Source organism: Halorubrum sp. Atlit-28R (assembly GCF_003665955.1).
In the GTDB taxonomy this organism is placed as follows: domain Archaea; phylum Halobacteriota; class Halobacteria; order Halobacteriales; family Haloferacaceae; genus Halorubrum; species Halorubrum tropicale.
In genome coordinates this window covers 500,061-512,260 of the sequence record NZ_QPLS01000001.1, presented here as the reverse complement: position 1 = coordinate 512,260, position 12,200 = coordinate 500,061, and the positions used below count along the sequence as shown (strand labels likewise).

General features: G+C 71.1%; 14 protein-coding genes. 8 read left to right on the top strand and 6 right to left on the bottom strand.

Annotated features, from left to right (window positions below; all coding sequences use genetic code 11):
• Positions 1 to 11: 11 nt before the first annotated feature.
• Together DVK06_RS02700 and DVK06_RS02695 are read left to right on the top strand one after the other, a co-directional pair.
• Positions 12 to 1,007 carry a carbohydrate ABC transporter permease gene (locus DVK06_RS02700; protein WP_121599179.1) on the top strand — a complete coding sequence of 332 codons (996 nt, stop codon included), beginning with the start codon at positions 12 to 14 and terminating at the stop codon, positions 1,005 to 1,007.
• Complete coding sequence (locus tag DVK06_RS02695) at positions 1,004 to 2,086, top strand: sugar ABC transporter permease (protein WP_121599178.1); 1,083 nt, start codon at positions 1,004 to 1,006, stop codon at positions 2,084 to 2,086. Before DVK06_RS02700 ends, DVK06_RS02695 begins: the two co-directional genes overlap by 4 nt.
• A 54-nt stretch (positions 2,087 to 2,140) precedes the next feature.
• Here the strand turns inward: DVK06_RS02695 and DVK06_RS02690 are convergent, their stop codons facing one another.
• Positions 2,141 to 3,172 (bottom strand): glutathione S-transferase family protein, encoded by a 1,032-nt coding sequence (locus tag DVK06_RS02690; protein WP_121599177.1) that lies wholly within the window; start codon positions 3,170 to 3,172, stop codon positions 2,141 to 2,143.
• Positions 3,173 to 3,692: 520 nt separating this feature from the next.
• Here DVK06_RS02690 and DVK06_RS02685 point away from each other — a divergent pair.
• Positions 3,693 to 4,961, top strand: a complete 1,269-nt coding sequence (locus DVK06_RS02685) for an FAD-binding oxidoreductase (protein WP_121599176.1) — start codon at positions 3,693 to 3,695, stop codon at positions 4,959 to 4,961.
• Positions 4,962 to 4,991: 30 nt separating this feature from the next.
• Here DVK06_RS02685 and DVK06_RS02680 read toward each other — a convergent pair whose 3' ends face one another.
• From DVK06_RS02680 to DVK06_RS02675, 3 genes are all read right to left on the bottom strand, one after another.
• A complete protein-coding gene (locus DVK06_RS02680; RefSeq protein ID WP_121599175.1) occupies positions 4,992 to 5,408 on the bottom strand; it encodes an Hsp20/alpha crystallin family protein in 417 nt (138 codons plus the stop codon).
• A gap of 3 nt (positions 5,409 to 5,411) precedes the next feature.
• Positions 5,412 to 5,567, bottom strand: a complete 156-nt coding sequence (locus DVK06_RS18865) for a hypothetical protein (protein WP_199236331.1) — start codon at positions 5,565 to 5,567, stop codon at positions 5,412 to 5,414.
• A 79-nt stretch (positions 5,568 to 5,646) separates the two neighbouring features.
• Entirely contained in the window at positions 5,647 to 6,042 is a 396-nt protein-coding gene (locus DVK06_RS02675; protein ID WP_121599305.1) for a hypothetical protein, read from the bottom strand.
• Positions 6,043 to 6,146: 104 nt separating this feature from the next.
• Here DVK06_RS02675 and DVK06_RS02670 point away from each other — a divergent pair, with 104 nt between their 5' ends.
• A complete protein-coding gene (locus DVK06_RS02670) occupies positions 6,147 to 8,009 on the top strand; it encodes a radical SAM protein (protein ID WP_121599174.1) in 1,863 nt (620 codons plus the stop codon).
• Between the two features lie 3 nt (positions 8,010 to 8,012).
• On the top strand, positions 8,013 to 8,864 hold the full coding sequence (locus DVK06_RS02665) for an MBL fold metallo-hydrolase (protein WP_121599173.1): 852 nt from the start codon (positions 8,013 to 8,015) through the stop codon (positions 8,862 to 8,864).
• 28 nt (positions 8,865 to 8,892) lie between these two features.
• Here the strand turns inward: DVK06_RS02665 and DVK06_RS02660 are convergent, their stop codons facing one another.
• Both DVK06_RS02660 and DVK06_RS02655 read right to left on the bottom strand, forming a co-directional pair.
• Positions 8,893 to 9,513 carry an HAD family hydrolase gene (locus DVK06_RS02660; RefSeq protein WP_121599172.1) on the bottom strand — a complete coding sequence of 207 codons (621 nt, stop codon included), beginning with the start codon at positions 9,511 to 9,513 and terminating at the stop codon, positions 8,893 to 8,895.
• Positions 9,514 to 9,568: 55 nt separating this feature from the next.
• Positions 9,569 to 10,051 (bottom strand): hypothetical protein, encoded by a 483-nt coding sequence (locus DVK06_RS02655; protein ID WP_053771629.1) that lies wholly within the window; start codon positions 10,049 to 10,051, stop codon positions 9,569 to 9,571.
• A gap of 132 nt (positions 10,052 to 10,183) precedes the next feature.
• Between DVK06_RS02655 and DVK06_RS02650 the strand changes: the two genes are divergently transcribed.
• The 3 genes from DVK06_RS02650 (at position 10,184) to DVK06_RS02640 (ending at position 12,195) form a co-directional block, all read left to right on the top strand.
• The gene (locus DVK06_RS02650) at positions 10,184 to 11,065 is read left to right on the top strand and encodes a hypothetical protein (protein ID WP_053771628.1); all 882 of its coding nucleotides are present in this window, start codon (positions 10,184 to 10,186) and stop codon (positions 11,063 to 11,065) included.
• A 96-nt stretch (positions 11,066 to 11,161) separates the two neighbouring features.
• Complete coding sequence (locus DVK06_RS02645) at positions 11,162 to 11,809, top strand: halocyanin domain-containing protein (protein ID WP_053771627.1); 648 nt, start codon at positions 11,162 to 11,164, stop codon at positions 11,807 to 11,809.
• A complete protein-coding gene (locus DVK06_RS02640; protein ID WP_053771626.1) occupies positions 11,806 to 12,195 on the top strand; it encodes a hypothetical protein in 390 nt (129 codons plus the stop codon). The genes DVK06_RS02645 and DVK06_RS02640 overlap by 4 nt, the downstream gene beginning before the upstream one ends.
• Positions 12,196 to 12,200: the final 5 nt, after the last annotated feature.

Sequence of the window (12,200 nt, the reverse complement as noted above, 5' to 3'; positions counted from 1 at the left end):
CGCTCGGAGCGATGGCCTCTTCGCAACCCGGAACCGGCGTGAGCGCAGTGGCGCGCCTGCGGTCGGCGCTGCCGTTCTCCAGTCGCGACTGGGGGCTGCTCCTCGTCGCGCCCGGCGTGCTGCTCTTCTCGAGTTTCATGCTGTACCCCATCTTCTACCTCTTCTACATCTCGCTCACCGACGCGACGTTCGCCGGGTCGGTGATCGGCGGCGGCGCCGAGCTGATCGGGCTAGCGAACTACGTCCAGCTGATCGGCGACTCGCAGTTCTGGACGTCGATGACGACGACGTGGCTGTTCGTCGCTGTCTCGCTCGTGATCAAGGTGATCCTCGCGGTCGGGATCGCGCTCCTCTTGAACCACGTCCGGGTCGCGGGCAAGCGCTACATGCGCGCGGCGGTGATCGTCCCGCTGGGGTTCCCCGGCATCTTCACGATCACCGTCTGGCGCGGGATGTTCAGCGACGCGCGCTTCGGCGTGTTCAACACCATCCTGGGCCGGTACAACGACGTGATGTCGTCGCTGTCGGCCCCGCAGGCCCTGCTGTTCGACGTGCCCGTCGGGTTCCTCAGCGGTCGCTGGGAGGCGTTCTTCGCGTACGTCACCACCGAGGTGTGGCTGGCGTACCCGTTCATGGTGATCATCATCGTGAGCGCCCTTCAGGACGTGCCGAAGTCGCTCCACGAGGCCGCGATGGTCGACGGCGCGGGAGCGCTCCAGCGGTTCCGGACCGTGACGCTGCCCGCCATCAAGGGGCCGGTCCTGTTCGCGTCGATCCTCACGGCCGCGACGTCGTTCCAGCAGTTCCTGATCCCGTGGGTGTTCAACCAGGGCGGGCCGTCGAGACAGAACGAGCTGATCATCGTGTACGGCTACCGCGAGGCGATCACGTTCAACCAGTTCGGCCTGTCGGCCGCGATCCTGATCGTCGGGATCGGGTTCGTCGGGCTGTTCATGTACGTCGCCGTGCGCTACGGCGGCCTCGCAGAGGGGGTGGGTGACGAATGAACCCCCTCGAGTCCGCGGCCGCGCTGGTCGCCGGCGCGGTCGGGCTGGTCCGCTCGAAGCTGATCGGCCTCGCGACCGCGCCGAAGCGGTTCGTCGTGGTGATCCAGCGGGCGGTATACGACGTCCGCACGGGGAAACGCAGCGCCTGGGACGTGGCCAAGAGCGTCCTGATGACGCTGTTCGGCCTCGCGATGGTGCTCGTGCTGCTGTTCCCGCTGTTCTGGATCACGACCGCGTCGCTCGCGGAGGGGTCGCGGTTGTTCAACACGAGCGGCATCTTCCCGGACCCGTCGACGTACAACCTCGGCGCGTACCGGTGGGTGATCTTCGAGTCCGACTTCTTCTTCGTCGACGGCGACTGGGGGTACCCCCAGCTGGTCCTCGGCGGCGGGGACGGGCTCGTGAGCTTCCGGTGGGCCGGCACGGAGACCGGTCCCGGGGCCGTGTTCAACAGCCTCTACATCGTCAGCGTGACGCTCGCGGCCGGCTTCGGGATGATCGTCCCGGCGGCGTACGCGTTCTCGCGCCGCAAGTTCGTCGGCCGCAAGCGCATCCTCTACGGCTACGTCCTCTTCACGCAGATCGGCGCCGGCCTGTCTATCGCGACGCTCGTGGCGCTGTACTCGCTGTTCAGCACCTACGGGCTCACGAACAACCTGTTCGTCCTCGGGCTCTTCTACGCCGCGTCGGCGATCCCGTTCAACACGTGGCTGCTGAAGACGTACATGGACAACATTCCCGTCTCCTACGAGGAGGCGGCGATGGTCGACGGCGCGAGCTTCCTCGACACGATCCGGGAAGTGATCCTCCCGCTGACGAAGCCGGGGCTCGCCGTCGTCCTGATCTTCGTCTGGCTGGCCGGCTGGAACGAGTTCATCATCGCGCAGACGCTGCTGCGCCCCGAGAACTACCCGCTCTCGGTGGAGCTGTACAACATCGCGACCGAGGGCCGGTTCTCGACGCCGTGGACGCGGTTCGCGGCGTTCGCGAACCTGTTCGCGCTCCCGGTGGCGATCGTCTACTTCGCCGCCCAGCGCTCCGTCGAGGACGGCCTCTCGTTCGGCGGGATGGAAGGGTAGCGGACCCGACCGTCCCGTCTCGATTTCTTCGATTTCTTCGGCGACGCGGCCGACTCAGTCGTCCGCGGCCGGCGTCGGCGCCTCGCCGCCGAGCCGCTCGCGGTCGTGCGACGCCTCGAAGTCGAGGTCGGGCCCGCGAGCGACGATGCCCGAGGGGGTCACGTCGGGGTGCGTGGTGTAGTAGTGCTCCTTGATGTGGGCCATGTCCACCGTCTCGGCGACGCCCGGCGTCTGGTAGAGGTCGCGCAGGTACGGCCAGAGGTTGTCGTACTGGTGGACGAACTTCCGGTTGCACATGAAGTGGGTGTGGTACACCTGATCGAAGCGGACCAGGGTGGTGAACAGACAGATGTCCGCCTCCGTCAGGGAGTCGCCCACGAGGTACCGCTGGTCGGCGAGCCGCTCGTCGTAGCGGTTGAGCGCCTCGAAGAGGTCGTCGATGGCCTCGTCGTACGCCTCCTGCGAGGTGGCGAACCCGGCGCGGTAGACGCCGTTGTTGATCGGCTCGTAGATGTCCGTGATCGCCTCGTCGACGTCCGCGACGGCCGCGTCGTCGTCGGCGTCGGGGAGCAGCGAGGCGCCGTTGCCGAGGTCTGCGAACGCGGTCGAGAGCATCCGCAGGATCTCGCGCGATTCGTTGTTGACGATGGTCTCCTCCTCTTTGTCCCACAGCACGGGGACGGTCACCCGGCAGGTGGCGTCGGGGTCGGCCTCGACGTACAGTTCGCGGAGGTAGTCGCTGCCGCGGAGGTGGTCTCGCGTACAGCCGTCCTTCTCCGGGCTGAACTGCCACCCGTCCTCGCCGCGCCACGGGTCGACGACGGAGACGCTGATCGCGTCTTCGAGGCCCAGGAGGGAGCGGGCGAGCAGGGTCCGGTGCGCCCACGGGCAGGCGTACGAGACGTACAGGTGGTACCGGCCGGCCGCCGGCTGGAAGCGCTCGTCCGGCTCCGCGTCGACGTGTTCCGGAACGTCGCTGCCGGCGATCCAGTTCCGGAAAGTGGTCTCGCCGCGCTGGAACGCGCCCTCCTCGTCGGTCGCCTCGTAGGTGTCCGTGCGCCACTCGCCGTTCACGAGCTGATTCATGTTCGGAAGGTGGGGTTCGACGCGTATAACGTGGGCGGGGACACGCGTGTCACCGGCCGAACGCACGGCAAGGGGCTGAGCTTCGATCCGGATTCGCGTCACCGTGGGGCTACGGGTCGAGAGGCCACACCTTCAAAGCTCCGGCCGCTCGGCTGTACGCAGTTGAGGACAGATCGGCGGAGAACACCGCCGAAGCCCCAGTCGCGAGGGCTCGATGGGCTCGCTGCGGTCCTCGTCGCCCGCACCGCGCGCTCCTGCGGTCCTTGCGTCGCCCGTCTTCACCCTCGCGACTGCCCCTTTGAGTCCCACCCCACCCGCACCGCACAGCAGCCTCATACTTCCCCAGCCTCGCCGTTCGTTCCGGGCTCCCTGCTGTCGCCCGTCACTCACGGCATCCCTCGCGCGTGCTGTCTCGCGGCCCCCGCTTCGCTCCGGCCGCTCGCAGGCACGCGCCACCGCAGTAGTGTATACGCAATCGTCGTCCCGGTGGCTTTTCGTCGTCGCTCGCGTGTCACGGGGTATGACCGAAGCAGACGAGCCCGCCCCGTCGGTTGCGGTCGTCGGCGGCGGCGCGGTCGGCGTCACCGCCGCGCACGACCTCGCGGCTCGCGGCGCCGACGTGACGCTGTTCGAGCGCGGCGAGCTCGCGGCCGGGAGCTCCGGGCGCGCGGCCGGGCTCCTCTACGACGCCTACGCCGAGGACGTCGACGCCGCGGTCGGCGCCCGCGCGCTGGAACGGTTCCGCGCGTTCGACCGCTCGCTGCCCGGCTTCTCCTTCGCCGCGTGCCCGTACGTCATCGCGGTCTGCGAGGGCGACCCGGACGCCGACGCCGTCCCGGCGATGGTCGACCGCATGCGCGAGCACGGCCGCGAGGTGTCGCTCGTCGACCCCGACGCGCTCGGCGAGCGATTCCCGTCGCTCCGGACCGACGACCTCGCAGTCGCGGCGGTCGCGGCGGGCGCGGGGTGGACGGACCCCCCGAGCTACGTCCGCGCGCTCGGCGAGCGGGCCGCTCGCGAGGGCGTCGCGATCGAGACGGATACCCCGGTCGCGGTCGGTTCCCGGACCGACGCGGGACGCGAGATACGGGTCCGCGACGACGCGGGCGGCGGGAGCCCGGCGGCCGAGCGGCGCGCGTTCGACGCGGTCGTCGTCGCGGCCGGGGCGCACACGCGCTCGCTGCTCGCCGACGCTGGCGTCTCGGTCCCGGTCGTCCCCTACCGCGTTCAGGCGCTCGTGGCCCGGGACGCCTACGACGGTCCGATGGTCTACGACGCCACCGCGGACGCGTACTTCCGCCCGCATCCGGACGGGCTGCTCGCGGGCGACGGCACCGAACCGGTCCCGGCCGACCCGGACGACTACCGCCGCGAGGCGGACGACTGGTTCCGCGAGGACGTCGTGGCCGTCCTCGACGAGCGGCTCGCCCGCGGCGACGCCCCCGGTCGCTCGGCGCGGACCGGCCGCGACCTCGACGACGCGCGCGCTTGGGCCGGGCTCTGTACCGCGACGCCCGACGGCGACCCGCTCGTCGGTCCGGTCGACGCGGGCGCTGAGGCGGGCCCGACCCTGTTCGTCGCCGCCGGCTGGCAGGGACACGGGTTCATGCGCGCGCCGGCGATCGGCGAGACGGTCGCCGAGGGCGTGCTCGCGTCGCTCGCGGGCGTCGCGGTCGACGTGCCGGACTCGCCGTGGATCGGCGCGTTCGACCCCGAGCGGTTCGACGGCGACGAGTCCTTCGAGGTCACGGAGGGGATGTCGCTGTCGAACCGGACGGACGGGGAGTAGCCCGGCCGAGCGGGGCCGGGACAGGCGGAGTCAGTCGCTCTCTTCGACGACGTCGATGTCCCTCGACCCGCCGCGTTTGGGTATCTCGACGTGGAGCGTCCCGTTCCGCGTGAGCGTCGCGTTCGCGCCCTCGGGCGTCACGTCGGCGTCGCGCGGGAGGTCGACACGCCCGGACAGCGAGACGCCGCGGCCCGGGAACACGAGGTCGTAGCCGTCGTAGAAGTCGCGGAAGCGTTCGAGGTTCACCTCGACGGTGCGGTCGAGGAAGGTGACGTCGACGTCCTCGCCGCGGACGCCGGGGGCGTCGAAAACGACGAGGTAGGCGTCGTCGCTCTCGAGGAGGTCGGTGGAGAGCGGGCGCCGCTCCTGGACGCGCCCCAATCCGCGACCGACGCGTTCGAGGGCGCTCCTGAGCGCGGACCGACCGGTTTCGACGAGTCGCCCCACGGCTTACACCTCGATTTCCACGAGGTCGTTCCCGCCGCAGTACGGACACGAGAGGTCCCCGACGGCGTGGTCCTCCGGCACGTCGTACGTGTAGTGGTTCTCGAACATGTCGAGCTCGCAGTCGTCGCTCTCGCACTTGACCTCCATCGTCGATGGCATATACGCGCCAGTTGTGTCGGCGAGGGCTTAAACGGCGTGGCGGCGGCGTCCCGTGGACGCGAGACGTGCGGCGCGGGACTCAGACTCCGGCGCCGCGCATGCGCTCCGGAACGACGGTCCGCTCGGCGAGCAACGCGACGAGGACCCCGAGCGTGGTTCCCGCCCAGACGCCCGGGCCGTACGGGAAAAGCGCCGGAGCGAACGCGAGCGACACGCCCAGCCAGACGGACGCGGTGAGGATTCCCACGCCCGCGGCGACGTACGTCAGCGTCTCGCGGCGCTCCTCCGGGACTCGGGCGCGGGCTAGCCACGCGACCGGCCCGAAGACGAGGGCGGTTCCGACCGCCCACGCGGCCGCGGCGCCCCACGGACGCGGCTCGGCGGCGTAGAACTGTCCGGTGGCGAGGAGGATGACACCGCCGAACGCGACGTATCGCGCGACGCGCAGTCTGGCCGAGACCGTCTCAGAGGGGATACCGCATCGTTCCGTCCAATCTGACATAAACAATTCCCCGCGCCGCGCGCCCCGCCCCAGCGTTCCGCACGCTTTTCCCCTCTCGGCCGACTACGGGAGGTAACATGACCGATTCGCCGGCGTCGGCCCGGGGGTCGCTCCCGGCCGACCCGAACGACCTCGCCGTCACCATCGTCGACGGGTACGTCGACGAGCCGGCCCACTTCGGCGTCCCGCCGTACCTCTCGACGTACCCGCGGTACACGGCCGGCGCGCTCGTCGACGCGGGCGTCCCGGAGTCGCAGATCACGTATCACACCATCGACGAACTCCGCGAGGACCGCTCGAAGCACGCCGACGTGGCGGACGCGGACCTGATGGTGTACGTCGGCGGGATGACGGTGCCCGGCAAGTACGTCGGCGGCACCCCCGCGGAGCCGGACGAGGTCCGCGAACTCGGCTGGACAGCGGACGGCGTGACGCTCCTGGGGGGTCCCGTGCGGTTCGGGGTCGGCGAGGAGAACGCGGGCGCACAGGAGACGCGGCGCGACGACCTCGACTACGACTTCGTCGCGATGGGCGACGTCGAGGCCGCGGCCCACGACCTCGTCCGCGAGGGGTTAGAGGGATACGGAAACCGGATGCGGACGAACGAGGAGGTCGACCGCTGGGCGCGTCGGGGGGCGTTCGTCGTCGAACAACATCCGAACCACCCAGACTACCTCATCTGCGAGATGGAGACCTCCCGGGGCTGCGCGTACCGCTGTTCCTTCTGTACGGAGCCGCTGTACGGCGACCCGGCGTTCCGCGCGGCGCGGTCGGTCGTCGACGAGGTCGACGCGCTCTCGGACCGCGGGGTCAGGCACTTCCGGCTCGGGCGGCAGGCCGACATCCTCGCGTTCGGCGGCGACGGCGAGGCGCCGAACCCCGACGCGCTCCGCGAGCTGTACGGCGGGATCCGCGAGGTCGCGCCCGACCTCCGCACGCTCCACCTCGACAACATGAACCCGGTGACGATCACCGACTACCCCGAGGCGTCCCGCGAGGCGATCCGCGTCATCGCCGAGCACAACACGCCCGGCGACACGGCCGCGTTCGGGCTCGAATCGGCCGACCCGGTCGTCCAGGAGGAGAACAACCTGCTCGTCACCGCCGAGGAGTGTCTGGAGGCCGTCCGGGTCGTCAACGAGGAGGGCGGCTGGCGCCCCGGCGACGACCCGGCGACGACGCCGGGCGACGCCTCCCGCGTAACCGGTCCCTCCACCGGTCCGGACGCGTCGCCGCGGCTGCCGAAGCTGCTCCCCGGGATCAACCTCGTTCACGGGCTGACCGGCGAGCGGCCGGAGACCTACGAGCACAACAAGCGCTTCCTCCAGACCGTCTACGACGAGGGGCTGATGCTCCGCCGGATCAACATCCGGCAGGTGATGGCGTTCGCCGGCACGGAGATGGCCGAGACGGGCGCCGAGGTCGCACAGGAGCACAAAGACCAGTTCCAGGCGTACAAGCGGGAGGTGCGCGAGACCATCGACAACCCGATGCTCGACCGCGTGGTCCCGCCGGGGACCGTCCTCCCGGACGTCCACCTGGAGTACCACCAAGACGGCAAGACGTTCGGGCGCCAGCTCGGCACCTACGCGCTGCTGGTCGCGGTCCCCGGCGAGCGCGAGTTAGGCACCAGCATCGACGTGGCGATCACCGACCACGGCTACCGCTCCGTGACGGGCGTCCCGTACCCGCTCGACGTGAACGCGGCGTCGATGGACGAGCTGACGGCGATCCCCGGGATCAACCGGAGCACGGCCGGCGACGTCGTGGTCGGTCGCCCGTACGACTCCGTAGACGCCGTCGACGCGGTCGCCCCGGGGACCGTCGACCTCGCCGCCTACGCGGTCGCGGGCGACACCGACGTGCCGATCCCGGGCCGCGACCGACGCGGATCCGGCCCCGGCCCGGCCGCGCGGTCGTCGCTCGGCCGCGGGGACTGAGCGATGGCGCCAGACGACCCCGGCGACGCGGAGCGGTCCCGCGACCCCGCGGTCACCCGTGTCGAGGTCCCGGTCGACACGCGCGCCCCCGGCGGGACCACCAACGCGTACCTCCTCGACGGGCTCCTCGTGGACCCGGCCGCCCGGACCGACGCCCTCGACGCCGCGGTCGCGGCGCGCGGCTCGGGCGATCGCGGCGTCGAGGCGATCGCGGTCACACACGCCCACCCGGACCACGTCGGCGCGGTCGCCGACTACGCCGCCGCGACGGGCGCGACCGTCGTCGCCCGGGAGGGACACGCGGACCGGTTCGCCGCGGCGACCGGGACCGAGCCTGACGAGACGGTCGCGCCGGGCGAGCGTGTCGCGGACACCGCCGTCCGCGCCGTCGACACGCCGGGGCACGCGCCGGACCACCTCGCGTTCGCGGCCGGCGACCCGGACGCCCCCGGGCGCGCGGTGCTGTGCTGCGGCGACCTCGCCGTCGCCGAGGGGAGCGTCGCGGTCGTCGCGCCCGAGGGCGACCTGTCCGCGTACCTCGCGAGCCTCGAACGGGTCCGCGACGCCGGCTACGGCCGCTTGCTCCCCGGGCACGGGCCGCCGATCGGCGATCCCCAGGCGACCTGTCAGCGGCTGATCGACCACCGGCTGGCGCGCGAGCGCGACGTGACCGCGGCCATCGACCGCGGCGCCGCCGACCTCGACGCGGTCGTCGACGGCGCCTACGAGAAGGACCTCTCCGGCGTGCGGGACCTCGCGCTGGCGACGGTCGCCGCGCACGTCGAGAAGCTGGTCGCGGAGGGGCGGGTCGACGGGGCGTGGCGCGCGCGGCTGGCGGACCGCGGCTTCGACTGACGGGGCCGCTCGGCGCCGTCGGCCCCGCCTACGGCTCGGCCTCGAGTTCGCCGACGACCTCGGACAGCGGCGTCTCCGTCACGTCGACGAAGCGGCCGCCCGCGGCGACGATGCCGCCGTCGGTCTCGGCGTCGTCGCCGACGTGGACGAGCCCGGTGGTGGCAGTCCCGAGCGCCTCGGCCGCGGCCTCGAACGCGGAGGGATGCGGTTTCCGCCAGCCGCAGCCGACGCTCGTCGTGACCGCGTCGAACTCGCCGCGGAGCCCCGCGCGGATCAGCGTCCGCGGGACGAGCTCGGGGACCGCGCAGTTCGAGAGGAGGCCGACCGGGCCGCGCTCGGCGGCGCCCCTGACCGCGTTGAGCGCGTCGTCGCGCCGGGTCACGTCGGGGTCGAACGCCGCGATCACGGCGTGCCTGGCGACGTTCTGGGACGCGTCGACGCCGCGCGAGTCGAGCGCGCGGGCGACGTGGGCGGGGAGGGGGACCTCCGCGCCGGCCGGCGCCTCGACGTGCTGTTCGCCGTACGCGACGTGCCAGTCGTCGGGGACCGTCACGTCGCGGGACTCCAGTTCGCGTGCGACCGCTTCCGCCGGGTCTGACGGGTACTCGACGTCGACGAGGGTCCCGAAGAGGTCGAAGGTGACTGCCACGATATCACCGTTAGGGCCAAACCCGGATTGAACCTGTCGGTCGGGGAGACCGGGCCTAGAACGCCGACCCGAAGTGGAGCGTGACCAGCCGGTAGAGACCGGTCACCCACGCGCACAGCCACAGCAGCATGAACCCCGCGACGCCGGCCCTGAGGCGTTTCCGCCAGTGGCCCATGTCCTCGTGGAGCTCGTCGATGTCCACGCTGGGGTCCTCGTAGGCGTCCGCGTTCCGCTTCGCCTGGAAGATCCGCACGATGCCGGTGAGCGCGAACGCCAGCAGGGCGTACGCCTGAACGCCGAAGAACGCGTGGAGGATCGCCATCCCGCTCACCTGGTCGAGGACGCGCGGGATCATCCAGGTGACGATGGGGACCGTCGTGAGCACCAGCCCGACGAGGATGTACCGGAGGTGCCGCATCAGCACGTTCCACGACACCGTTTCCGCGTCGATCATGATCCAGGCACCGTACAGGAGGAACGGGAGGCTCGTCGTCACGGACACCCCGGCGAGCGCCGCGATGACCGACTCGTCGACCATGTCGACGGGTACGTGCTCCGGCGCGTAAAGCCCCGCGATCCGCGTCCGGCGACGCGGTCGCCGACTCGCGACGCCCCGGCGGCCGGGCGCGGACGAAAACAGTTAGCGTCAGGAGCACGTACCGTCGGGGTGATGGAGGACACCTCGACGCGGTCGGAGTCGGAGTCGCCGCCGGAGGAGCCGGTCGATCCGGCCCCCGACGGCCCGGACGACCCCGGGCCGACGGGCGAGGACGGAGGGCGCTCGGCGGCCGACGAGGAGACTCGGGACGACGAGACCGATATCGAGGCCCTCCGCGAGCGGGTCGAGTCGGAGTACGACTTCGACGACTTCGGCCCGTCCGACATGGCCCGGATGAGCGCGGAGGAGTGGGACGCCGCGTTCGACCCCGACACGTGGATCACCGGCGACCGGCTCTTAGACCGCGTCGACGCCGAGCTGAAGTCCCGGATCGCGACCCGGGACGTGTTCGGCGTCTTGGAGCGCGTCCGCGAGGACGGCGAGGAACGCATCCTCGTCTACTCCGACGAGGGATACGCGATCATCCGCCCCACGGGCGAGGTCCGCGGCGAGGGGACGGTGCTCCGGGACATCGAGCCGGTCGTCGCGCTCGCGGCGATGGACTCGTACGAGGTGCCCGAGCCGCCGGAGGACTGGTCGCTCCCGCACCCGGACAGCGTCCCCGAGGGCTCCGGCGAGTTCGGGAACCTCGTGGTACAGGCCGTCGCCGCGATCCAAGTGCTCGCCGGCGCCGCGCTCCTCGTCGCGAGCGCCGTGGCCGACCTCGGGACCATCGTCGCTCCGGTGATGGGGATCGTCTTCCTGCTGGTGGGCGTGTTCCTGTTCGCGATGGTGGCGAACGCGCGGCTCTCCGACCGGTTCCGTTCGGAGGAGTACCGGGAGCGGCTCCGGGCGCTCCGCGAGGCGAAGGAGCGGCCCGAATTCGTGCCCGTCGAGGACGGCGTCGTGACCGACGGCGACGCCGCCGCGACCGACCGCGACCGAGACGAGTAATTACGCCGATTTCGACGGTCTCAGCCCCTCCAACCTCCTCCACGTCGGCGGTTTCAGTCGGAGGGTTTAAGCGGTGCCCGTCCTGAGTGAAACCGTATGAAAAGGCGGGACTTCGTGCGGACGGCCGGCGGCGCGACCGCCGCCGTCGCGGCCTCCGCCGGGGCGACCGGAACGGCGGCTGCACAGGAGGTACAGCCCGATTGGCCCAGCGGGGCGGCCAGCGGAAACGTCGGGTCGTACACCGACGCCCGCGGCCAGGACTCGGTGACCATCTCGGTCGGCGCCGGGAGCAACGGCCTCGCGTTCGACCCGACCCTCGTCTGGGTCGACGAGGGGACGACGATCACCTGGGAGTGGACGGGCGCGGGCGGCGACCACAACGTCCAGACCGTCGAGGACGGCGGCCCGGCCAGCCTCGACAGCGGAGACCCCGTCGGCGAGGAGGGGTACACCTACGAGTACGAGACGTCGAGCGAGGACGCCGGCATCACCCACTACCACTGCGTCCCCCACACCGCGGTCGGCATGCACGGCGGCATCGCAGTCGGCGAGGACGTCGCCACCGTCGAGACCGGCGGGGCGAACACCGGGTGGCCCGAGGACATCGCCAAGGTCGGCGTCCCCCTCCACGCCCACTGGGTCGGCATCTCGGCGATACTCGGAATCGGAATGACGTTCGTGTTCACGTTCTACATGCTCAAGTACGGCGAGTCGGCCCACACCGGCCACGGGGGTGCGAGATGAGCTCCGGAAACTCCTCGTACGGGGACATCCACCGGTACGAGCCGGCCCGCGAGAGCACCGCCGCCGCGATCGCGATCGTCCTCCTCACGGTCATCGAGGTCGTCTTCGTCTCGCTTTTCACCTACGGGCTGATGTCCGCGTGGGCGTCGACGGAGGCGGGGAACATGTACGTCGGCGCGCTCCTGGCCTTCATCTTTATTGATCTCGCGTTCATCCTCCTCCTGTACCGGAAAGAGTTCCTTCCGGACGTGATGATCGTGAAGAAGCGCCGCCGCAAGTGGGAGGACCTGTACGTCCGCGAAGAGGACAAAGACGGCAAGGGCATCGACACCGGCGGGCTGACGGAGACGCTGAAACGCGCGGTGTACCCGTACTACAAGAAGTGATCTGA